Origin of the sequence: Streptomyces sp. RerS4, assembly GCF_023515955.1 — a bacterium.
Classification (GTDB): domain Bacteria; phylum Actinomycetota; class Actinomycetes; order Streptomycetales; family Streptomycetaceae; genus Streptomyces.
The window spans coordinates 4,330,517-4,351,466 of record NZ_CP097322.1 but is presented as its reverse complement, the minus strand read 5'-3'; the positions used below and the strand labels follow the sequence as shown (position 1 = coordinate 4,351,466).

General features: G+C 72.4%; 21 protein-coding genes. 5 read left to right on the top strand and 16 right to left on the bottom strand.

The features are described 5' to 3' along the window. Positions 1-97: 97 nt before the first annotated feature. Together M4D82_RS20325 and M4D82_RS20320 are read left to right on the top strand one after the other, a co-directional pair. Positions 98-871 (top strand): SDR family NAD(P)-dependent oxidoreductase, encoded by a 774-nt coding sequence (locus M4D82_RS20325; protein WP_249767391.1) that lies wholly within the window; start codon positions 98-100, stop codon positions 869-871. 100 nt (positions 872-971) lie between these two features. Further along, positions 972-1,682 (top strand): ester cyclase, encoded by a 711-nt coding sequence (locus tag M4D82_RS20320; protein ID WP_249767390.1) that lies wholly within the window; start codon positions 972-974, stop codon positions 1,680-1,682. A 60-nt stretch (positions 1,683-1,742) separates the two neighbouring features. Here M4D82_RS20320 and groL read toward each other — a convergent pair whose 3' ends face one another. Next, on the bottom strand, positions 1,743-3,371 hold the full coding sequence (gene groL, locus M4D82_RS20315) for a chaperonin GroEL (protein ID WP_249767389.1): 1,629 nt from the start codon (positions 3,369-3,371) through the stop codon (positions 1,743-1,745). Between the two features lie 111 nt (positions 3,372-3,482). After that, positions 3,483-3,791 carry a co-chaperone GroES gene (gene groES / locus M4D82_RS20310; RefSeq protein WP_007265952.1) on the bottom strand — a complete coding sequence of 103 codons (309 nt, stop codon included), beginning with the start codon at positions 3,789-3,791 and terminating at the stop codon, positions 3,483-3,485. A gap of 491 nt (positions 3,792-4,282) precedes the next feature. Here groES and M4D82_RS20305 point away from each other — a divergent pair, with 491 nt between their 5' ends. Continuing rightward, a complete protein-coding gene (locus M4D82_RS20305) occupies positions 4,283-5,680 on the top strand; it encodes an FtsW/RodA/SpoVE family cell cycle protein (protein WP_249767388.1) in 1,398 nt (465 codons plus the stop codon). A 421-nt stretch (positions 5,681-6,101) separates the two neighbouring features. On the opposite strand, the gene M4D82_RS20300 is transcribed toward M4D82_RS20305, so the two are convergent. After that, complete coding sequence (locus M4D82_RS20300) at positions 6,102-6,989, bottom strand: polysaccharide deacetylase family protein (protein ID WP_249767387.1); 888 nt, start codon at positions 6,987-6,989, stop codon at positions 6,102-6,104. Continuing rightward, positions 6,989-7,930, bottom strand: a complete 942-nt coding sequence (locus M4D82_RS20295) for a polysaccharide deacetylase family protein (protein ID WP_502989078.1) — start codon at positions 7,928-7,930, stop codon at positions 6,989-6,991. Before M4D82_RS20295 ends, M4D82_RS20300 begins: the two co-directional genes overlap by 1 nt. 90 nt (positions 7,931-8,020) lie before the next feature. Between M4D82_RS20295 and M4D82_RS20290 the strand changes: the two genes are divergently transcribed. Continuing rightward, on the top strand, positions 8,021-9,193 hold the full coding sequence (locus M4D82_RS20290; protein WP_249767385.1) for a THUMP-like domain-containing protein: 1,173 nt from the start codon (positions 8,021-8,023) through the stop codon (positions 9,191-9,193). A 36-nt stretch (positions 9,194-9,229) separates the two neighbouring features. Here the strand turns inward: M4D82_RS20290 and M4D82_RS20285 are convergent, their stop codons facing one another. The 5 genes from M4D82_RS20285 to tsaB form a co-directional block, all read right to left on the bottom strand. Beyond that, positions 9,230-9,889, bottom strand: a complete 660-nt coding sequence (locus M4D82_RS20285) for a hypothetical protein (RefSeq protein WP_249767384.1) — start codon at positions 9,887-9,889, stop codon at positions 9,230-9,232. An 82-nt stretch (positions 9,890-9,971) separates the two neighbouring features. Continuing rightward, complete coding sequence (locus M4D82_RS20280; RefSeq protein WP_249767383.1) at positions 9,972-10,244, bottom strand: hypothetical protein; 273 nt, start codon at positions 10,242-10,244, stop codon at positions 9,972-9,974. Next, entirely contained in the window at positions 10,241-11,404 is a 1,164-nt protein-coding gene (gene tsaD, locus M4D82_RS20275) for a tRNA (adenosine(37)-N6)-threonylcarbamoyltransferase complex transferase subunit TsaD (protein WP_249767382.1), read from the bottom strand. Before tsaD ends, M4D82_RS20280 begins: the two co-directional genes overlap by 4 nt. Then, positions 11,397-11,918 (bottom strand): ribosomal protein S18-alanine N-acetyltransferase, encoded by a 522-nt coding sequence (gene rimI / locus M4D82_RS20270; protein ID WP_249767381.1) that lies wholly within the window; start codon positions 11,916-11,918, stop codon positions 11,397-11,399. The genes tsaD and rimI overlap by 8 nt, the downstream gene beginning before the upstream one ends. Continuing rightward, positions 11,915-12,592: a tRNA (adenosine(37)-N6)-threonylcarbamoyltransferase complex dimerization subunit type 1 TsaB gene (gene tsaB, locus M4D82_RS20265; RefSeq protein WP_249767380.1), complete on the bottom strand. Its 678-nt coding sequence runs from the start codon at positions 12,590-12,592 to the stop codon at positions 11,915-11,917. Before tsaB ends, rimI begins: the two co-directional genes overlap by 4 nt. Positions 12,593-12,726: 134 nt before the next feature. On the opposite strand from tsaB, the gene M4D82_RS20260 reads away from it, so the two are divergent. After that, positions 12,727-13,284, top strand: a complete 558-nt coding sequence (locus M4D82_RS20260; RefSeq protein ID WP_249767379.1) for a hypothetical protein — start codon at positions 12,727-12,729, stop codon at positions 13,282-13,284. A gap of 70 nt (positions 13,285-13,354) precedes the next feature. On the opposite strand, the gene M4D82_RS20255 is transcribed toward M4D82_RS20260, so the two are convergent. The 7 genes from M4D82_RS20255 to glmS form a co-directional block, all read right to left on the bottom strand. Beyond that, positions 13,355-13,555 (bottom strand): hypothetical protein, encoded by a 201-nt coding sequence (locus M4D82_RS20255; protein ID WP_249767378.1) that lies wholly within the window; start codon positions 13,553-13,555, stop codon positions 13,355-13,357. 187 nt (positions 13,556-13,742) lie between these two features. After that, positions 13,743-14,306 carry a tRNA (adenosine(37)-N6)-threonylcarbamoyltransferase complex ATPase subunit type 1 TsaE gene (tsaE, locus tag M4D82_RS20250; RefSeq protein WP_249767377.1) on the bottom strand — a complete coding sequence of 188 codons (564 nt, stop codon included), beginning with the start codon at positions 14,304-14,306 and terminating at the stop codon, positions 13,743-13,745. Next, positions 14,263-15,435 carry an alpha/beta fold hydrolase gene (locus M4D82_RS20245; protein ID WP_249767376.1) on the bottom strand — a complete coding sequence of 391 codons (1,173 nt, stop codon included), beginning with the start codon at positions 15,433-15,435 and terminating at the stop codon, positions 14,263-14,265. Before M4D82_RS20245 ends, tsaE begins: the two co-directional genes overlap by 44 nt. Positions 15,436-15,452: 17 nt before the next feature. Continuing rightward, on the bottom strand, positions 15,453-16,631 hold the full coding sequence (alr, locus tag M4D82_RS20240; protein WP_249767375.1) for an alanine racemase: 1,179 nt from the start codon (positions 16,629-16,631) through the stop codon (positions 15,453-15,455). Between the two features lie 516 nt (positions 16,632-17,147). Continuing rightward, complete coding sequence (locus M4D82_RS20235) at positions 17,148-18,548, bottom strand: NAD(P)H-hydrate dehydratase (RefSeq protein ID WP_249767374.1); 1,401 nt, start codon at positions 18,546-18,548, stop codon at positions 17,148-17,150. A 17-nt stretch (positions 18,549-18,565) separates the two neighbouring features. Beyond that, a complete protein-coding gene (locus M4D82_RS20230; RefSeq protein ID WP_249767373.1) occupies positions 18,566-18,934 on the bottom strand; it encodes a holo-ACP synthase in 369 nt (122 codons plus the stop codon). Positions 18,935-18,952: 18 nt separating this feature from the next. After that, positions 18,953-20,824 carry a glutamine--fructose-6-phosphate transaminase (isomerizing) gene (glmS, locus tag M4D82_RS20225; RefSeq protein WP_249767372.1) on the bottom strand — a complete coding sequence of 624 codons (1,872 nt, stop codon included), beginning with the start codon at positions 20,822-20,824 and terminating at the stop codon, positions 18,953-18,955. Between the last annotated feature and the right edge of the window lie 126 nt (positions 20,825-20,950).

Genomic DNA, 20,950 nt, shown 5'->3' with positions numbered 1-20,950 from the left:
CCGGCGGCCCACTTTGGGACGCACGCGAGGAGGGTGATCGTCGGGTGTCGTGGGGCCGGCCTGGCCGGATCCGCGCGTCACCCCCTAGGTTGCGCCTATGACGACTGCGTTGATCACTGGATCCACGGCGGGCATCGGCGCCGCCTTCGCCCGGCGGCTCGCCGCCCAGGGGCACAACCTCGTGCTGGTGGCCCGCGACACGAAACGACTGGCCGAGCAGGCCACCGAACTCCACGACCGGCACGGCATCGAGGCCGAGATGCTGAGCGCGGACCTGGCCACCGACGCCGGGATCGCGGCGGTCGAGGCCCGCCTGGGGGACCGTACGCACCCCGTGGACCTGCTGGTCAACAACGCGGGCTTCGGCAACAAGGGCCGGTACCTGGAAGTCCCCATGGCCGACGAGCTGGCCATGCTCAAGGTGCACATCGAGGCGGTGCTGCGGCTGACCTCGGCGGCCACGGCCTCGATGCGCGAGCGCGGCCGGGGCGGCGTCGTCAACGTGGCGTCGGTGGCGGCCTTCGTGCCGCGCGGCACCTACGGGGCCAGCAAGGCGTGGGTCGTGCAGTTCACGCAGGGCGCGGCGAAGGACCTGGCGGGGTCCGGGGTGCGACTGATGGCGCTGTGCCCCGGCTTCGTGCGGACCGAGTTCCACCAGCGCGCGGGCATGGGCACCGACAACATCCCCGGCTGGATGTGGCTGGACGCCGACAAGCTGGTGGCCGCCGCGCTGGCCGACCTGGCGCGCGGCAAGACCGTCTCGATCCCGGACCCGCGGTACAAGGCGCTGATGAGCGTGGTGAAGCTGACGCCGCGCGGCCTGCTGGGCGGGGTGTCGTCGCGTACGGGCCGCAAGTACGGGCCTCAGTAGCGCGGCCTCGGCAACGCGGACCGGGAACGTACCGCCGGGACCGGCCGAATGGCTGAAATCTCCCTAAAATGGACATGCCCCATCCAGCCCGGGAGACGCCATGACATTCGTACAGATAATTGATTATCGGACAAGTCGGCAGGACGACATCGACCAGGTGATCGACCGGTACGTCTCGCAGAGCCAGGGCAGGCGCACCGTCCGCCACAGCCTCGTGGGCAAGGACCGCGAGAACGACAACCACTACGTGGACGTCGTCGAGTTCCCCTCGTACGAAGACGCCATGAGGAACTCTCAGCTCCCGGAGACGGACAAGATGTTCCAGGAGATGGTGGCCCTCTGCGAAGGGATGCCCACCTTCACCAACCTCGACGTCGTCCGCGACGAGCACCTCAACAAGCAGCTCGTGGACCGGGTGTTCCAGGAAGCCGCCATGCGTGGCGACATGAACGTCATCGACGAGTGCCTCGCGACGAACTACATCGACCACGACGCGAGCAAGGAGGAACCCACCGTCATCGGACGCGCGGCCATGCGCTCGGACATGGAGACGTGGCGCGCGGCCTTCGACATGACCTTCGAGCCGGTGGCCCAGGTGTGCGAGGGCGACTTCGTCACCACGGTGTGGAACTGGCGGGGCACCCACAAGGGCGAGTTCATGGGGGTCGCCCCGACCGGTAAGACGTACGAGATGACGGGGACCACCACCTTCCGGATCCTGAACGGGGAGATCGCCGAGGGCTGGTGGCACTACAACCCCGGGCAGCTGCAACGCGCGATGGGCGGCTCGGGATCGCCGTACGGGTCCTGAACAACGGGGAAGGCCCCGTTCCGCGGCTGCGGAACGGGGCCTTCTCGGCGCGGGGCGCGATCAGTGGCTGTGGCCGTGACCGTGGCCGTGACCGGCGTCGGCCTCTTCCTCGGCCGGCTTCTCGACGACCAGGGTCTCGGTCGTGAGCAGCAGGGAGGCGATGGAAGCGGCGTTCTCCAGCGCGGAGCGGGTGACCTTGACCGGGTCGATGACGCCGGCCTTCACCAGGTCGCCGTACTCGCCGGAGGCGGCGTTGAAGCCCTGGCCCTTGTCCAGCTCGGCGACCTTGGAGGTGATGACGTAGCCCTCGAGGCCCGCGTTCTCGGCGATCCAGCGCAGCGGCTCGACGGCGGCGCGGCGGACGACGGAAACGCCGGTGCCCTCGTCGCCGGTCAGGCCGAGGTTGCCCTCCAGGACCTTGACGGCGTGGACGAGCGCGGAGCCACCGCCGGAGACGATGCCCTCCTCGACCGCGGCGCGGGTGGCGGAGATGGCGTCCTCAAGGCGGTGCTTCTTCTCCTTGAGCTCCACCTCGGTGGCGGCGCCGACCTTGATGACGCAGACGCCACCGGCGAGCTTCGCCAGGCGCTCCTGCAGCTTCTCGCGGTCCCAGTCCGAGTCCGTGGACTCGATCTCGGCCTTGATCTGGTTGACGCGGCCGAGGACGTCCTCGGACTTGCCCGCGCCGTCGACGATCGTGGTGTCGTCCTTGGAGATGGTCACGCGGCGGGCGGAGCCCAGCACGTCCAGACCGGCCTGGTCGAGCTTGAGGCCGACCTCCTCGGCGATGACGGTGGCACCGGTGAGGGTGGCCATGTCCTGGAGCATCGCCTTGCGACGGTCACCGAAGCCGGGGGCCTTGACGGCGACCGCGTTGAAGGTGCCGCGGATCTTGTTGACGACGAGGGTGGAGAGCGCCTCGCCCTCGACGTCCTCGGCGATGATCAGCAGCGGCTTCGAGGCGCCGGCCTGGATGACCTTCTCCAGCAGCGGCAGGAGGTCCTGGATGGAGGAGATCTTGCCCTGGTTGATCAGGATGTACGGGTCGTCGAGGACGGCCTCCATACGCTCCTGGTCGGTGACCATGTACGGCGAGAGGTAGCCCTTGTCGAAGGCCATGCCCTCGGTGAACTCCAGCTCCAGGCCGAAGGCGTTGGACTCCTCGACGGTGATGACGCCGTCCTTGCCGACCTTGTCCATCGCCTCGGCGATGAGCTCGCCGACCTGCGAGTCCTGCGCGGAGAGCGCGGCCACGGCGGCGATGTCGGACTTGTCCTCGATCGGGCGGGCGGTCGCGAGGAGCTCCTCGGACACGGCCTTGACCGCGGCGTCGATGCCCTTCTTCAGGGCGGCCGGGGAGGCGCCGGCGGCGACGTTGCGCAGACCCTCGCGGACCAGCGCCTGGGCCAGCACGGTGGCGGTGGTGGTGCCGTCACCCGCGATGTCGTTGGTCTTGGTCGCCACCTCCTTCACGAGCTGCGCGCCCAGGTTCTCGTACGGGTCGTCCAGCTCGACCTCGCGGGCGATGGTGACACCGTCGTTGGTGATGGTGGGGGCGCCGAACTTCTTGTCGATGACGACGTTGCGGCCCTTGGGGCCGATCGTCACCTTCACCGTGTCGGCAAGCTTGTTGACGCCGCGCTCGAGGGCGCGACGGGCGTCCTCGTCGAACTTCAGGATCTTCGCCATGGGAGCGGTTCAGCCCTCTCGAAAACTCGGGTTTAACGAACCGCGCCCCTCGCCGCCCGGCAATCAGCGGGGTGACCAGGGGCGCAGCTCAAAGCAAAACTGGAGAAGTGCTTACTTCTCGACGATCGCGAGGACGTCGCGGGCCGAGAGGACGAGGTACTCCTCGCCGCTGTACTTCACTTCGGTGCCGCCGTACTTGCTGTACAGCACGATGTCGCCGACGTTGACGTCCAGCGGGAGACGCTGGCCGTCCTCGAAGCGACCCGGGCCGACCGCGAGGACGACGCCCTCCTGGGGCTTCTCCTTCGCGGTGTCCGGGATGACCAGGCCGGAGGCCGTGGTCTGCTCGGCGTCGAGCGGCTGGACCACGATGCGGTCCTCAAGCGGCTTGATGGCAACCTTGGAGCTGGCGGTCGTCACGATCCGACCTCCCCCTTCGGAGATCCGGGGTTAACTGTCTGAGGTGGCGACCAGGTCGATCCGTCGTCGCGGGTGCCGGACCTGCCTGTCGCTGTGTTGGCACTCACCGGTGGCGAGTGCCAGGTGTGACACTATTCCGGCGATTAGCACTCGGTCAAGCGGAGTGCCAATCCCACCCCGTTTGGCCCGCAAACCAGCCACCCGGACGGGACGTGAATCAGCCCCCGAACCCGCCGGGCCCGGAGAACGGGCAAAGTGCGGTTCAAGACACTTCCCGTCGAGGGGTTCGGAAGGAACCATGGGGACGACGTCAACGTCGTAGATGATATGAAGATAAAGCGCCTCATTGCCGAGCAGATCGGTCCGCACCGTACGCAAAGTGCACCGAGTGGCGCCACGTCCTCATCACCGGCCCCGCCGGCCGCACCCCCATCACCGGCCGTGCCCCCACCCGCCTCGCCGAAGGACACCATCGACGGCGGCGGCGTCCCGTGCGTGGACTGAGACCGCTGACGATGGCGGGCGCCCGCCGCCGCACCGAAGCCCTGCTGCTCGTCCTCGTCCTCGCCATCGCCGTGTTCGGGCACGTGAGCGCCGGCCTGGCCATGAACGGCGAGCTGCCGCAGCACCTCACCAGCTTCGTCATCAGCATGACGCTGCTCTCGCTGGTCGGTCACCGCGGCATCCGCCGCTTCGCCGCCTACGCCGACCCACTGATCTTCCCGCTCGCCATGCTGCTCACCGGGCTCGGGCTGGTCCTCATCCACCGGCTCGACCAGGGGTACATCGAGCGGTACAACTCCGACGCGAACGCGCCGGGCCAGCTCATGTGGACCGTCGTCGGCGTCGCCGCCTGCATCCTGGTGGTGGCGCTGCTGCGCGACCACCGGCTGCTCCAACGGTTCATCTACATCACCATGGCCGTGGCGCTGGTGCTGCTGATCGCGCCGGCGTTCTTCGGCGCCGACACGTACGGCGCGAAGCGCTGGATCATCCTCTTCGGCTTCTCGCTCCAGCCCGGCGAGTTCGTGAAGATCATGATCGCGATCTTCTTCGCGGGCTATCTGGTCATCCACCGCGACTCGCTGGCCCTGACGGGCCGCAGGTTCCTGGGGCTGCGCCTGCCCCCGATGCGCCAGCTCGGACCGATCATCACCGTGTGGATCGTGTCCATGCTGGTCCTGGTCTTCGAGCGCGACCTCGGTACGTCGCTGATCTTCTTCGGCGTGTTCGTGGTGATGCTCTACGTCGCCACCGAACGCACCAGCTGGATCGTGTGCGGTCTGCTCATGGCGGCCGTCGGCGCCTTCGCGGTCGGCTCGACGGAACCGCACGTCAAGGCCCGCGTGGCCGCCTGGCTGAACCCCCTCTCCTACTACTGGGAGAACCGCCCGCCCGGCGTCACCTCCGACCAGTCCGCGCAGGCCCTGTTCAGCTTCGGCACGGGCGGTGTCTCGGGCACGGGCCTGGGGCTGGGGCAGCCCGAACTGATCAAGTTCGCGGGCCGCAGCGACTTCATCCTGACCACGGTCGGCGAGGAACTCGGCCTGGCCGGCGTCATGGCCGTCCTGATCCTCTACGCCCTCCTCGTGCAGCGCGGGCTGCGCATGGCCCTGGCCGCCCGCGACCCGTTCGGCAAACTGCTGGCGGTGGGCCTCGCGGCGGCGCTGGCCCTCCAGGTCTTCGTCGTCGCGGGCGGCGTCACGGGCCTGATCCCCCTGACCGGCAAGGCCCTCCCCTTCCTGGCGAAGGGCGGCTCCTCACTCCTGGCCAACTGGATCATGATCGCCCTCCTCCTCCGCATCAGCGACAGCGCCGAACGCCAACGCGAAGCCGACGCCCGAGGCCCGGTCGAGACCACGATCACCCCGGTGGTGGCGGTGAGGTGAGGGGCTACGCCGCCCCGCGCGGGCACGCCATCACCCCCTCGACCCCCGAGGGCGGGTCGGGTCGCGGGCCGGCTGCACGGTCGGGCGGGGTCGGGGGCGGCGGAAGCCCCTGGAGCGGAATCACAGCAGCTATGGGGCTTTCCCGTCAGTCCCATCGTCCTTCCGGGCCGTGCCGGCCCGGAAAGACGAGGACTGCCGGGAAACCCCCGAAAGAACGGTCACGGGGGGGACCCCCAGGACCGGCCCCGTCAGCGAAGAGCGAGGGGTCGCGCGCAAGCCCCACCGGGCATCCGGGCCCGCTCACAGCCCCTTTCGGGACCGGGCGGCCATGAATCCGCGCCGCCCGGCTTCGGTTCCTCGCCCCCCCGGGGGGCGAGGGGGAGATGGCGCGCTCGCGCGGGGCGGCGTACCGCACTCGCCCCTACAAGTAGTCCTCCAGCAGGCCTATCCGGTATCCCTGCTCCTGTATGTGTTGGAGCATGCGCGTCGTCATCTGGGTTTCGGTCTTGCCCTTGAGTTCCGACGGGCCGCGGAAGTGGGCCAGGATGATGTCGCCCGGTTTGAGGGCGGAGCCCTCGGCGTACTGGAGGTCGTTTATCTGCATCGACGCGCGCCACAGGACGACCGAGCTGATTCCGCACTCGGAGGCGGCCTTGAGGGTGTCGTCGTTGTAGTTCCCGAACGGCGGGCGGAAGAGGGGCGGGCGCTTGCCGAAGCGCTTTTCCAGGCGCTCCTGCTGGCCGCAGATCTCCTTCTTCTGCGCCGCGAAGGGCAGCGTGCGCAGGTTCGGGTGGGTCAGGGTGTGGTTGTTGATCGTGCTGCCCGAGCCGTTGTCGCGGAGCTTCTCGAAGTGGCCGTAGTCGGCCGAGGCGACGTTGTCGGTCAGGAACATGCTGATCGGCAGCTTCAGGTCGGCCGCCATCTTCAGGAACTCGGGGTCCTTCTCCGCGCCGTCGTCGAAGGTCAGGAAGACGACCTTGTCCGTCGGCGCCACGGGTATTCGGTCCACGACGGCCGCCTTGCCCGGCGTGGCCTTGGGGAGTTGGGGCTTGCGTGCGGGCTTGGGGGCGTACTCGACGGGGGCCGTCAGCCCCCACTTCTTGTACGCCAGGTCCCCGGCCGCCGGTGTGGCGCTCGGGCCCGCGGCCGCCGAGGCCGGGGCGGAGGGGGAGGCCGACGGCGTCCCCGGCTCCGACGCGGCCTTGCGGCCCAGTCGTTCGATGGGATCCACGCTGTTCCCGCACCCCGTCAGGGACAGCGCGAGCGCGCCGGCCGTCAGCGTCCCGGCTACCAACCGGCGCGCGTACATCAAAGGTAGTCCTCCAAGCGGGCCACGGCGTACCCCTTGTCCGTGACGGTCTTCATGACATGACGGATCATGTCAGGCATCGTGCCCTTCCAGTCCTCCCGGCCCCGGAAATGCGTCAGGATGATGTCGCCGGGGTGGAGGTCGCGGTCCCACTCGCGGTAGTCCATGCGGTTCGGGAAGGCCTCGGCGTTCCACAGCGGGACGGCCTTGATGCCGCAGGACTTCGCGGCGAGCAGCGTGTCCTGGTTGTAGTTGCCGTACGGCGGCCGGAACAGGGTCGGGCGCTTGCCGAACTGCTTTTGGATCGTGTCCTGTTGGCCGCAGATCTCCTCGCGCTGCTTCTCGTACGAGAGTCCGGGCATGTAGCGGTGGTTGAGGGTGTGGTTGTTGAGGGTGACGCCGGTGGCCTGCATCCCCTTGAAGTAGGGGTAGGCGTCGCGGACGAGGTAGTCGCTGAGGAACGCCGTGTACGGGATCTTCAGCTCCTGCATCATGCGGACGAACTCGGGGTCCTTCTCCGCACCGTCGTCGATGGTCAGGAAGACGACCTTGTCCTCCGTCGGGACGGTGGTGAAGACGGGCGGCAGTTCGTCCTGGTCTTCGACCTCGAAGCCCTCCCGCGTGGTGATCTCGGGCTTCTCCTTCGGTGCGGGCGGGGCGAGCAGCGGTGTCTTGGCCAGGCCCCACTTCTTCGCGAGGGCGATCCGGGCCTGCTGGGCGGCCTTGAGCCGCTCGGCGGCGCTGAGGGCGCCCGCCGCGCCGCCCTCCTTGGACGGACCGGCCGTCGCCTTCTTGGGCGGCGCGTCCGCGCCGGCTCCGCATCCCGTCCCCAGGGCCGCGACGAGCAGCGCGGCCAGGGCCACCCCGTACCGGCCGCGCGGACGTGCCGCACACCGGTGACCATACTGCGCACTATTTCCCTTTTGTCGTACAAGCTGCATAGCTGCGGATCTTTTCATCGCGCGCCGCGCGCCCCCCGCCGACACCACGGCCGGAAATCGCCCGTCCACCGACTGGCCCACAATGGAACGGTGACCCCCGAAGACTTCGCCGAGCTGCTCACCCCGCAGGGCCGCGCCCTCCTCGACTCGCTGCGCGATTACGACTCCGCCCAGGAGCTGGCCGTCGCCACCCGGCTGCGCCGTGAGCACCCCGCCGCCCTGGTGTCGGCCGCGCTCGGGCAGGCCCGACTGCGGCAGCGGGCGGTGGCCAAGTTCGGGGCCGAGGACGCGTTCCGGATGTACTTCACGCCCGGCGGCGGGGAGATGGCCACCCGCGCCTCGGTCGCCGCGTACCGCGCCGCGCGCCTCGCCGAGCTGGGCGTACGGTCCGTCGCGGACCTCTGCTGCGGGATCGGCGGGGACGCCCTGGCCCTCGCCCGGCTCGGCATCCGCGTCCTGGCGGTGGACCGCGACCCGCTGACGGTGGCCGTCGCGCGCGCCAACGCCGAGGCGCTGGGGCTGGCGGAGCTGATCGAGGTCCGGGAGGCGGACGTGACGGACGTGGACGTGTCCGCGTACGACGCCGTCTTCATCGACCCCGCCCGGCGCGGCGGGCGCGGCCGCGTCTTCGACCCGGAGTCCTACTCGCCCCCGCTGTCCTGGGCGATCGAGACGGCCCGCACGGCCCGCCACGCCGCCATCAAGATCGCCCCCGGGATCCCCCACGAGGCGGTCCCGGCGGAGGCCGAGGCGGAGTGGATCTCCGACCACGGCGACGTGAAGGAGGCCGTGCTGTGGTTCGGCACCGCCCCCGGCACCGTACGGGCCACCCTGCTCCCGGGGCCGCGCGCCCTGCGCACCGCCGAGCCGCTGCCGGACCCGGAACCGGGACCGGTCGGCCGCTGGCTGTACGAACCCGACGGCGCCGTGATCCGCGCCCACCTGATCGCGGAGGTCGCCGAGGAGCTGGACGGCCGGCTCATCGACCCGACCATCGCCTACATCACCGCCGACGAACTGCGCGCGACGCCGTACGCGACCGCGTACGAGATCACCGACGTGCTGCCCTTCGGCCTGAAGAAGCTGAAGGCGCTGCTGCGCGAGCGCGAGGTCGGCGTCCTGACGGTGAAGAAGCGCGGCTCGGCGATCGAGCCCGAGGAGCTGCGCAAGAAGGTCAAACCGCAGGGCCCCAACTCGGCGACGGTGTTCCTGACACGCGTCGCGGGAGCCCCCTCGATGCTGATCGGCTCGCCGGTGGCCTGAGCCGAAGCCGGGCGGGCACCCCCTAGGCGGACGCCCCTAAAGGGTCTCGGTCAGTACGCGTCGGGCCGTGGTGGCGGGCGGCGGGGTGGTGCGGAAGGCGCGGATCGCCCAGCGGTAGTGGGCGCCCGCCTTGGCCAGGCCCAGCAGGGCGGTGATCCACAGGATCATGCCGAAGCCCATGAGGTAGGCGACCTCGCCGTACGTGTCCTCCCCCGGCCGCGCCCCGGCCGCGGCGGCGAAGGTCAGCCAGAGCCCTACGGCGCCCAGCGCGAGCGAGGCCGTCAGCCACACCAGGCTCCGCGCGGGGGCGCGCAGCCGGGCGTCGGTGGCGGGGTCGCGGCCCGCCTCGACCCAGGCGCACAGCAGGTGGCGCACCTGGCGCTCCCGCCGGGCGCCCCAGGCGAACCAGAACCCGGCGGGGATCAGGACGCCGAGCCCGATGACGGCGTAGAGGACCCCGAACAGGGAGCCGAACGCGTCGCCGGACTCGAAGGACATCACCGCCATGCCGACGAAGGTCCAGCCGAACGCGAAGACGGCCGCGAGGGCCCAGAGCAGCGCCAGCCGGCCGAGGCCCAGGCTGCGCCGGCTCAGGTCCGCCAGGAACCGCGCACGGTCGGCCCGTACGACGGTCTCGTCCAGCCATTCGCGCAGGTGCGCGGGCGGCGGTGGAGGCGGGAGCTGACGGCTAGGCATGCGCATGACCATAGCCTCAGGCGCTCCAACTCCGGCGGAGAGCCCCTCGATCGGCGCCGGAAGCGGCGCTCCGCGGGGCGCCTCAGCCGCCCGTGACCTCGACCGACTCGAACCGCCAGCGGTGCACCGCACGGGTGATCAGGTCCGCGGCCGGCTCGGGCAGTTCGGGCAGCTCCGCCGCGAGGCCCTCCTCGGTCTTCCACCACGTGACGACGAGCACCCGGTCCTGCGGCGCGTGCAACACCTCGCGGCGCACCGGCTCCCGGGCGAGGACCTGCGACCGGGCCCACTCCAGCAGCTCGTTGCCCCGGCCGGCGGTGGCCCGAGCCTCCCACATCAGGGCGACGGTGCTCATGAGTAGAGGTTGTCCTTGCTCAGCTCGTGCACGTGGTCGTGCGAGTGCGAGTGCGAGTCGCCGTGGCCGTGGCCGTGGCCGTGATCGTGCGAGTCGCCGTGACCGTGCCCGTTGCCCTCGCCCGGAACGTGCGGGTCCGTCACCGGCAGCGAGGAGTCCGCGGACAGGTCCCAGTCGGACGCCGGCCGGTTGCGCTTGACCATCTCCGCGCCCAGCGCCGCCACCATCGCGCCGTTGTCGGTGCACAGCTTCGGCCGCGGCACGCGCAGGATGATCCCCGCGTCGTCGCAGCGCTCCTGCGCCAGCGAACGCAGCCGCGAATTGGCCGCCACACCGCCGCCGATCATCAGGTGGTCGACGCCCTCGTCCTTGCACGCCCGGATCGCCTTGCGCGTCAGGACGTCCACCACGGCCTCCTGGAAGGACGCCGCCACATCGCGCACCGGCACCTCCTCGCCCGCCTTCCGCTTCGCCTCGATCCAGCGGGCCACCGCCGTCTTGAGGCCGGAGAAGGAGAAGTCGTACGCCGCGTCGCGCGGCCCCGTCAGACCGCGCGGGAAGTTGATCGCACCGGGGTCGCCCTCGCGCGCGAGCCGGTCGATGACCGGGCCGCCCGGGAAGCCGAGCTGGAGCACCCGGGCGATCTTGTCGAAGGCCTCGCCGGCCGCGTCGTCGATGGTCGCGCCGAGCGGCCGGACGTCGCTGGTGATGTCCGGGGCCAGCAGCAGCGAGGAGTGCCCGCCCGACACGAGCAGCGCCATGGTCGGCTCCGGCAGCGGGCCGTGCTCCAGCTGGTCGACGCAGATGTGGGAGGCCAGGTGGTTCACGCCGTAGAGCGGCTTGCCCAGCGCGTACGCGTACGCCTTCGCCGCCGAGACGCCCACCAGCAGCGCCCCCGCCAGGCCCGGACCGGCCGTGACGGCGATGCCGTCGAGGTCGCGGGCGCTGACCCCGGCCTCCTTCAGGGCGCGTTCGATGGTCGGGACCATCGCCTCCAGGTGGGCCCGGGAGGCCACCTCGGGGACGACGCCGCCGAAGCGCGCGTGCTCGTCGACGCTCGACGCGATCGCGTCCGCCAGCAGGGTGGTGCCGCGGACGACGCCGACGCCGGTCTCGTCGCAGGAGGTCTCGATGCCGAGGACGAGCGGTTCGTCAGCCATGGGTCTCACTGCTCTCAGGGTTATCGGTGCCCGCGTGCGCGGGGTCGGTCAGTCGCATGACGAGCGCGTCGACGTTGCCGGGCTGGTAGTAGCCGCGCCGGAAGCCGATGGGCTCGAAGCCGAAACGCTCGTAGAGCTTTTGGGCGCGGGTGTTGTCCACCCGTACCTCCAGGAGCACTTCGGCGCATTCGAAGGCGGTGGCGGCGCGCAGCAGCTCGGTGAGCAGCCGGGCGCCGAGCCCGGTGCCCCACTGGTCGCGCGCCGCGGCGATGGTCTGTACGTCGGCCAGGTCGCCGGCGGAGGCGAGCCCGGCGTAGCCGACGAGGCGGCCGGTCCGCGGGTCCTCGGCGACGACGTAGCGGCGGGTGGCGTGCGGGCCGCGCGCGTGGGCGAGCTCGGACCAGAACATCCCGGCGGACCAGGCGTCGTCGGGGAACAGCTCGTGCTCCAGCTCCAGCACCGGTGCGATGTCCCACCAGCGCATCTCGCGGAGCACCGCGGTCACGGCCGTCACTTCGGGGTGACCACCTTGTAGTTCTTGGGCACCTCGGCGTCGGGCCGGCGCAGGTACAGGGGGGTCGGGGGCACGCCGTCGCGGTTCTCGAACGCCGCTCCCGCCGCGATCCGCTCCGCCGCGAGGCCCGCGAGGGCGGCGGCCGACTGGTGCACGGGCCCGCGCGCGTCCGGGAACACCGCCGGGTACAGCTCGGCGCCCTGGCCCACGGCGGGCAGGCCCGCGACGCGCTCGGCGATGTCGGCCGGGCGGTCGACGGCGGGGCCCTCGACGCGGGTGCGGGGGTCCTCGTAGCGCGCCCAGTAGACCTCCTTGCGCCGCGCGTCGGTGGCGACGACGAAGGGGCCCTCGATCCCGGCGGCGCCGGCCGCGTAGGCGAGGCCGTCGAGGGTGCACAGGCCGTGCACGGGGACGCCGAGCACGGAGGCGAAGGTGGAGGCGGTGACGAGGCCGACGCGCAGCCCCGTGTAGGGGCCGGGGCCGACGCCGACGACGATGCCGGTGACGGCTTCGAGCTTCACCCCGGCCTCGGCGAGGACCCGGTCGACGGAGGGCAGCAGCAGCTCCCCGTGGCGGCGGGCGTCGACCTGGTTCGATTCGGCGAGGAGGGACTCCCCGTCGTGCAGGGCGACGGTGACGGCGGGCGTGGCGGTATCTACGGCGAGCAAGAGCACGCGAACAGCCTACGACTCCCCGGCCCCGGGGCCTTGCGGCCGGTCGGCGGCGGGGCCGGCTGCTACCTTTCGACCGGATGGCAATCATGGTCGGCCACGGGGTCGGCCCCGCAGGCGCGGAGAGGTGGAGCAAGGTGGCACGCAGCAGCTCGGGAATCGTGGCCGGGCTCACCTTCGCGGCGCTCGCCGCCATCGGTTTCCTCGGCTACCAGGCGTCCGCGACGGCGCCGGAGCACCCCGTACGGCCGTCCGGGCAGGCGCCGGCGGTCGCGCAGGGCCAGGCCCCGGCGAAGCAGGACCCGGCCAAGCCGGCGGCGGTCCCGGCGGACTCGGGGACGGGGACGCGGGTGGTGTACTCGATCTCGCAGAAGCGGGTCTGGCTGGTCCCCGAGGACAACAGCCAGCCGAAGACGTTCGCGGTCATGCCGAGCACGCTGCACCCTGCGACGGGCGCGTACGTGGTCGGCTCCCGCGCCGGGTCGGTCACCGGTTCCGACGGGGTGCCGGTCGAGCACGTGGTGCGGTTCGCGACCACGGACGGGGTCGTGATCGGCTTCAGCTCCCGCGTGGACGGGGCGATGCCGGAGCCGGACCCGACGAAGAAGACCGGCGGCATCCGCATGGCGCGGGCCGACGGGGACGCCATGTGGGCGTTCGCGACGATCGGCGCGAAGGTCGTCGTCGTTCCCTGACGTCTCCCCGACGTCTCCCCCTGTCGTCTCCCTGACGCCGATCAGCAAACTCACCCGAACGGGTGAGGACTCAGGCCGCTTCGGACTCCGGAGCGGCCTGTTCCGCGTACGCGGCACCCGCGGTGGCGGCCTCGGCCTCCGGGCCCGCGGCGGGTCGCACGACGGGTCGCACGTCGGGCGGAGTGGACACCGCCGTCGCGGCGAGGCCCGCCGCGAGCAGGGCCCGCATGGACACGACGGGCGCTCGCTCTGCTGCTCCTGCTGCCGACATGGCTGCCTCCTGGACCCGGGACGCGCGTACTTAGGTAGCCCTAACCGACGCTCGGTACCATGTCATCACGCGACGCCGCGCCGGCGCAATATCTTGCCGACGCCTTGTCGGTACGTTTCACCTTCCCGACACCTTGTCGGTATCTTTCGGCAGCCACGTCCCAGGAACGCCGAAACCCCTCGGCGAGCTACCGCGCCGCCTGGCCCGCCAGCTCCTCCAGCCCGGCGCCGACCCAGCGCGCGCCGACGCCGCGCACCACGACCTGGCGTACGTCGTCCAGGACCTCCTCGTGGCCGACCGCCCGCCCGATGACCACGTGGAGCCGGTCCTCGGAGAGTTCCTCCACCTTGCCGTCGCCCCACTCCACGACGATCACGGAGTCGGGCAGCGAGACGTCGAGGTCCAGGTCCTCCATCTCGTCCAGCCCGCCGCCGAGCCGGTACGCGTCCACGTGCACCAGCGCCGGACCCCCGCCCAGGGACGGGTGCACCCGGGCGATCACGAACGTCGGGGAGGTCACGGCCCCGCGCACGCCCAGCCCCTCGCCGAGGCCGCGCGTCAGGGTGGTCTTGCCCGCGCCGAGTTCGCCGGTCAGCAGGACGAGGTCGCCGGGGCGCAGCAGGCCGGCGAGTCGACGGCCCAGCTCCTGCATGGAGTCGGGCGAGTCGACGGTGATCAGGGTTTCGGCGGCGGCCTCGGCCAGGGCCTCAGCCGCCGGGCTGCGCGGCGCTTCCCGCGGTACTTCTTCCATGCGCCCCAACGTTAGTCGCTGCGGGCAGGACTCCGGCGCGGGTGAGCAGGTCCGTCAGCAGCCCGGTCACGATGTCCGGGCGCTCCAGCATCATCAGGTGCCCGGTCTCCTCCAGCACCACCAGCTCGGCGGCGGGCAGCGCCTCCTTGATGGCGACGCTGTGCTCCGCCGGCGTGATCATGTCGCGGTCGGCGGCGACGACGGTGACGGGCAGCGGCGCGAACCGTTGCAGCGCCTCGCGCTTGTCGTGGGTCTGGAAGGCCGGGTAGAACTCGGCGACCACGTCGATCGGGGTCGCCTCGATGAGCCGCTCGGCGAAACGGGCGACGGCGGGGTCCACGTCCCGCGAGCCGAACGAGTACATCTTGATCATGCCGGCGAAGAGGTCGGCGGTGGCCCGGCGGCCCTTCTCGACCAGCTCCACCTGGGACGTGAGCGCCTTGAGCACCCCGGGCAGCAGTCGGCGCAGCGCGGCCGTGCCGACGGAGGGCAGCCCGTACGTGACCTCGTCGAGGCCGCCGCTGGACGTGCCGACGAGGCCCACCGCGAGGACCCGGTCGCGCACCAGCTCCGGGAACTGCTCGGCGAGCGCCATGACGGTCATCCCGCCCATGGAGTGGCCGACGAGGACGAGCGGGCCTTCGGGCGTGGTGGCGTCGATGACGGCCTTCAAGTCGCGGCCGAGCTGGTCGATGGTGATCGGCAGGCCGTCCGCCTGGGCGAGGCCGCGCATGCTGCGGCCGTGGCTGCGCTGGTCCCAGTAGACGCAGCGGATCAGTCCGCGCAGGGCGGCGCGCTGGAAGTGCCAGGAGTCCTGGCCGAGGCAGTAGCCGTGGGAGAAGACGACGGTGACCGGCGGCGGAGCCTTGCGGCGCATGCGCCGCTTGGGGCTCTCCTCGGGCAGCTCGTCGACCTCGTAGTACAGCTCGGTGCCGTCCTCGGCCCGGCAGGTGCCCTCGGTGCCGCGCAGGGAGCCGTAGTCCCCGGCGGCGTCGAGGGCGAGGCGGGCCTTCATGCGGATGCCCCGCCCCACGGTGATGCGTTCGACCGCGACACCGGCCGCGGCGCCCGCCGCTATGACACCGATGGCGGCGCCGGCCCAGCCGGCCTTGCGCCAGTTCTCGCTCACGACGTCGCCGTCCTCACTCAGCCGCCCAGGTACACCCGGGGCACCCGACCTCCGATACGGGTGACGATCTCATACGCGATCGTGTGTGCCGCTTGAGCCCAGTCCTCGGCGGTGGGTTCGCCGCGTTCGGCGTCGCCGAGGATGACGGCCTCGTCGCCGGCGCGGACGGGGACGGGGACGGCGCCGCCGTCGGGGACCGGGCCGGGGGCCGGGTCGGGGCCAAGGTCGATGACGAACTGGTCCATGGCGATGCGGCCGGCGGCGCGGTGGATCCGGCCGCCGACGAGGACGGGGCCGCGGCCGGAGGCGCCCCGGGGCAGGCCGTCGGCGTAGCCGGCGGGGACGAGGGCGAGGTTCGTCCCGGCCTCGGTGACGTAGTGGTGGCCGTAGCTCACGCCGTGCCCGGCGGGGACGGCCTTGACCAGGGCCAGGGAGGCCTTGAGGGTCATGGCGGGGCGCAGGCCGAGCTGGGCGGGGGTGCCGATCTCGGGGGCGGGCGAGACGCCGTAGATCGCGAGGCCGGGACGGACGAGGTCGAAGTGGCTCTCGGGGAGGGTGAGGGTCGCGGGCGAGTTGGCGATGTGCCGGACCTCGGGGTCGATGCCCTCCTTCTCCGCGTGGGCGAGCATGTCGCGGAAGGCTTCGAGCTGGAGCTTGATGGAGGGGTGGCCGGGTTCGTCGGCGCACGCGAAGTGCGACCAGACGCCGGTGACGTGGACGGTGCCCTCGGCCTGGGCGGCGACGGCCGCGCCGACGAGTTCGGCCCACTCGGCGGGCTGGCAGCCGGCGCGGCCGAGGCCGGTGTCGGCCTTGAGCTGGACGCGGGCGACGCGGCCGGCCGCCTGGGCGGCGGCGCGGACCTCGTTCAGGGCCCACAGGGCGCTGACGGACACGTCGATGTCGGCCTCGACGGCCTGCCGCCAGGGCCCGCCGGGGGTGAAGAGCCAGCACAGCATCGGCCCCTCGATCCCGGCGGCGCGCAGCGCGAGCGCCTCGTCGGGAGTGGCGGTGGCGAGCCACGTGGCGCCTGCCTCGCGGGCGGCGCGGGCGCAGGGGACCGCCCCGTGCCCGTAGGCGTCCGCCTTGACGACGGCCATCAGGCCGGAACGGGGCGCCCGCGCGCGCAGTGCGCGTACGTTCTCCCGTACTGCGTCAAGATCGATCTCGGCGTACACGCGCATCGGTGTCTCGTTCATCGCCCCCAGTCTCTCAGAGCCCCACCCACCCCTCACCGCAGGCCGGCGGCGGGGCCCGCATGTTTCAACCCCGCCGGGGGTCCCGAGGAAGCCCGTCGGGAGTTCGAGGCCCGGGGGCCCCGGGTGCGGAACCGCAGGCAGCCGCCCCCGGGGACCGGGGACCGCAGGCCGGGACCGCAGGCCGGGCGCCGGGCCGAGGCCGCAGGCCGCAAGCCGGGCGCCGGGGCCGGGGCGCCGGGGCCGGGGCCGGGACCGGGGCCGGGACCGGAGCCCGCAGGGAGCCGCAGCCGGGGCCGCAGGCCACGCCCCAGGCGGCGCCGCACGCCGTGAGCCGGGCGCCAGGGCCGCAGGCCGTAAGCCGGGGCCGCAGGCCGGGGCCGGGGCCGCAGGCAGAGGCCGCAGGCAGGGGCCGCAGGCGTGAGCCGCAGGCAGGGGCCGGGGCCGCAGGCGTGAGCCGCAGGCAGGGGCCGGGGCCGCAGGCCGGAACCGGGGCCGGGGCGAATCCGGCTCAGGCGGTCAGGACGTGACGTTTCGCCAGGCGGTCGGGAGGGCGGCGGCTACCTCGTGGGCCAGGGTGGGGGCGCCTGCTGCGGACTGGCGGCCGGCGAGGCCGTGCAGGTACGCGGCCACCGACCCGGCGTCGAGCCCGTCCAGCCCCGCCGCCAGCAGCGAACCGGCCAGCCCGGACAGCACGTCACCGCTCCCGGCGGTGGCCAGCCACGACGTCCCCGTCGGGTTGACCCGTACGGCACCGCCGCCCGGCCCGGCCACCAGCGTGGTCGAGCCCTTCAGCAGGGCCGTCGCACCGTACCGCCCGGCCAGGTCCCGTACGGCGGCCAGCCGCGCGGACTCCACCGACGCGCGGGTCACGCCCAGCAGCGCCGCCGCCTCGCCCGCGTGCGGGGTCAGCAGCGTGGCCGCCGTACGCGCCCGCACCACCGCGCCGTCCAGGCCGCGCAGCCCGTCCGCGTCCACCAGCACCGGCACGTCCCGCTCCGCCAGGGCCCGTTCGACCTCCGCCTCCCGGCCGGCCCCGAGCCCCGGCCCGACCACCCAGGCCTGCACCCGGCCCGGCCCCACCAACACCTCCGGGTACCGGGCCAGTACGGCGTCCGCCGCCGGGCCCACGTACCGCACCGCGCCCGCGCCGCCCCGCAGCGCGCCGGCCACCGCCAGCACCGCCGCGCCCGGGTACTGCTCCGACCCGGCGACGACCCCGACCACGCCCCGGCGGTACTTGTCACTGCTCGCCGTCGGCGCCGGGAGCAGCGCCGCCACGTCGGCGTGTTGCGGGGCCTCGGCCTCCGGCGCGGGCGGCAACTCCAGCCCGATGTCCACGAGCCGGACCACGCCGGCCCGCGAGGCGCCCGGGTCGACCAGCAGCCCCGGCTTGTGCGCGCCGAAGGTCACCGTCACGTCGGCCGACACCGCCGGGCCCGTGACCTCCCCGGTGTCCGCGTCGACCCCACTCGGCAGGTCCACGGCGACCACCACCGCCCCGGCGGGGATCGCCGCCATCAGTGCGGCGGCCGCCGGGCGCAGCCCGCCGCGGCCGCCGATGCCGAGGAGCCCGTCCAGTACGAGGTCCGCCCGCTCGGGCACCGAGGACGCGACGCGGCCGCCGGCGGCCCGCAGCGCGGCCAGCCCGCCCGGGTGCATCCGCCGCTGATCCATCGCCACCGCCGTCACCCCGGCCCCGCGCCGCGCCAGCCGCGCGCCCGCGTACAGGGCGTCGCCGCCGTTGTCCCCGGGCCCGACCAGCAGGACCACCCGCGATCCGTACACCCGCCCGAGCAACCCCGCGCTCACGGCGGCCAGTCCGGCCGCCGCCCGTGCCATCAGGGCGCCCTCCGGCAGCCGTGCCATCAGCTCGCGCTCGGCGGCCCGTACGGTCTCCACGCTGTAAGCAGTACGCATGCCCCCAGCCTGCCCCGTCAGCCCTCGGCGATCACCACGGCGGACGCGACTCCCGCGTCGTGGCTCAGCGAGATGTGCCAGGACTTCACCCCGAGGGCCAGGGCGCGCGCCTCGACGGTGCCCGATACCCGCAGCCGCGGCTGCCCCGAGTCCTCGACGTACACCTCGGCGTCGGTCCACAGCAGCCCGGCCGGCGCCCCCAGGGCCTTGGCCAGGGCTTCCTTCGCCGCGAACCGGGCGGCGAGCGAGGCGTCGCCGCGCCGCTCGCCGCTCGGCAGGGTCAGTTCGGCGTCGAGGAAGAGCCGCCGCGCCAGTTGGGGCGTGCGCTCCAGCGCCGCGGCGAACCGCTCGATCTCCGCGACGTCGATCCCCACACCGATGATCACAACACCAACCCCTACTGCCTACTCCACCGTGACGGACTTGGCGAGGTTACGCGGCTGGTCCACCTCGTTGCCCCGCGCGGTGGCCAGTTCACACGCGAACACCTGCAACGGCACCGCCGCCACCATCGGCTGGAGCAGCGTCGGCGTCGCCGGGATGCGGATCAGGTGGTCGGCGTACGGGACGACCGCCTCGTCGCCCTCCTCCGCGATGACGATGGTCCGCGCCCCGCGCGCCCGGATCTCCTGGATGTTCGACACGATCTTGTCGTGCAGCACGGAGCGCCCGCGCGGTGAGGGGACCACCACGACCACCGGCAGGTCCTTCTCGATCAGCGCGATCGGCCCGTGCTTCAACTCGCCCGCCGCGAAGCCCTCGGCGTGCATGTACGCCAGCTCCTTGAGCTTGAGCGCGCCCTCCAGCGCCACCGGGTAGCCCACGTGCCGGCCCAGGAACAGCACGGTGTCCTTGTCGGCGAGGGAGCGCGCCAGGGCCCGTACGGGTTCCATCGTCTCCAGGACGGTGTCCACGGCCGCGGCGATGTCGGACAGCTCGCGGATGACGGCCCGGATCTCGTCGCCCCACTTGGTGCCCCGTACCTGCCCCAGGTACAGCGCGACCAGGTAGCAGGCCACCAGCTGCGTCAGGAACGCCTTCGTCGAGGCGACGGCGACCTCCGGACCGGCGTGCGTGTACAGCACGGCGTCCGATTCGCGCGGGATGGTCGAGCCGTTCGTATTGCAGACGGCCAGCACCTTGGCGCCCTGCTCGCGCGCGTGCCGCAGCGCCATGAGGGTGTCCATGGTCTCGCCGGACTGCGAGATCGCGATCACCAGCGTCCGCCGGTCCAGGATCGGGTCGCGGTAGCGGAACTCGCTGGCCAGCTCCGTCTCGCACGGGATGCGGGTCCAGTGCTCGATGGCCAGCTTCGCGATCATGCCCGCGTGGTACGCCGTACCGCACGCCACGATCACGACCTTGTCGACCTCGCGCAGCACCGTGGCGGGAATGCGCACCTCGTCCAGGGTCAGCAGGCCGCTCGCGTCGATCCTGCCCAGGAGGGTGTCGGCGACAGCCTTCGGCTGCTCCGCGATCTCCTTGAGCATGAAGTAGTCATAGCCGCCCTTCTCTGCCGCCGAGGCGTCCCAGTCCACGTGGTACGCCCGCACCGTCGCGGGCGCACCGTCGAAGTCGGTCACCGTGACCCCCTCGCGGCGCAGTTCCACGACCTGGTCCTGCCCCAACTCGATCGCGGACCGGGTGTGGGCGATGAACGCGGCCACGTCCGAGGCGAGGAAGTTCTCGCCTTCTCCAACGCCCACCACGAGGGGGGAGTTCCGGCGGGCGCCGACCACCACGTCCGGCTCGTCGGCGTGCACCGCGACCAGCGTGAACGCGCCCTCCAGCCGCCGGCACACCTGCCGCATCGCCTCCGCCAGCCCGCCGGCACCGCCGGCCCCACCACCGACGCCCGCCGCGAACCGCTCCGCCAGCAGGTGCGCCACGACCTCCGTGTCCGTCTCGGACTCCAGCCGGTGCCCCCGCTCGGCCAGTTCGGCGCGCAGCGCGGCGAAGTTCTCGATGATGCCGTTGTGCACGACGGCCACCCGACCGGAGTTGTCCAGGTGGGGATGGGCGTTGACGTCGGTGGGACCGCCGTGGGTCGCCCACCGGGTGTGCCCCAGGCCCGTGGTACCGCTCGGCAGCGGCCTGCTGACCAACTCCTTCTCCAGGTTGACCAGCTTCCCGGCCTTCTTGACGTTGGCGAGTTCCCCGTCGGCGAGCACGGCGATGCCCGCCGAGTCGTAGCCGCGGTACTCCAGCCGCTTCAGTCCGGCGATGACCACATCGAGCGCAGACTGCGCCCCTACGTAACCCACAATTCCGCACATAGGCCGCAGCGTACGCCGCGTCAGGGCACCCGTCCGGCACCCGGACAACAGGAAAACCCCGCCCCGGCGAATACGCCGGAGCGGGGTTGACGGACCGTTCGAACCATCCTGGCGAACAGTCCCGCG

Excerpts from the sequence above, each read along its gene's own strand:
- groL (WP_249767389.1), bottom strand. The coding sequence starts at position 3,371 with ATGGCGAAGATCCTGAAGTTCGACGAGGACGCCCGTCGCGCCCTCGAG.
- M4D82_RS20235 (WP_249767374.1), bottom strand. The coding sequence starts at position 18,548 with ATGCGTACTGCTTACAGCGTGGAGACCGTACGGGCCGCCGAGCGCGAG.
- M4D82_RS20320 (WP_249767390.1), top strand. The coding sequence starts at position 972 with ATGACATTCGTACAGATAATTGATTATCGGACAAGTCGGCAGGACGAC.
- tsaD (WP_249767382.1), bottom strand. The coding sequence starts at position 11,404 with ATGGCTGACGAACCGCTCGTCCTCGGCATCGAGACCTCCTGCGACGAG.
- M4D82_RS20280 (WP_249767383.1), bottom strand. The coding sequence starts at position 10,244 with ATGAGCACCGTCGCCCTGATGTGGGAGGCTCGGGCCACCGCCGGCCGG.
- M4D82_RS20325 (WP_249767391.1), top strand. The coding sequence starts at position 98 with ATGACGACTGCGTTGATCACTGGATCCACGGCGGGCATCGGCGCCGCC.
- M4D82_RS20255 (WP_249767378.1), bottom strand. The coding sequence starts at position 13,555 with ATGTCGGCAGCAGGAGCAGCAGAGCGAGCGCCCGTCGTGTCCATGCGG.
- M4D82_RS20300 (WP_249767387.1), bottom strand. The coding sequence starts at position 6,989 with ATGTACGCGCGCCGGTTGGTAGCCGGGACGCTGACGGCCGGCGCGCTC.
- M4D82_RS20295 (WP_502989078.1), bottom strand. The coding sequence starts at position 7,930 with ATGCAGCTTGTACGACAAAAGGGAAATAGTGCGCAGTATGGTCACCGG.
- tsaE (WP_249767377.1), bottom strand. The coding sequence starts at position 14,306 with ATGGAAGAAGTACCGCGGGAAGCGCCGCGCAGCCCGGCGGCTGAGGCC.
- M4D82_RS20285 (WP_249767384.1), bottom strand. The coding sequence starts at position 9,889 with ATGCCTAGCCGTCAGCTCCCGCCTCCACCGCCGCCCGCGCACCTGCGC.
- glmS (WP_249767372.1), bottom strand. The coding sequence starts at position 20,824 with ATGTGCGGAATTGTGGGTTACGTAGGGGCGCAGTCTGCGCTCGATGTG.
- alr (WP_249767375.1), bottom strand. The coding sequence starts at position 16,631 with ATGAACGAGACACCGATGCGCGTGTACGCCGAGATCGATCTTGACGCA.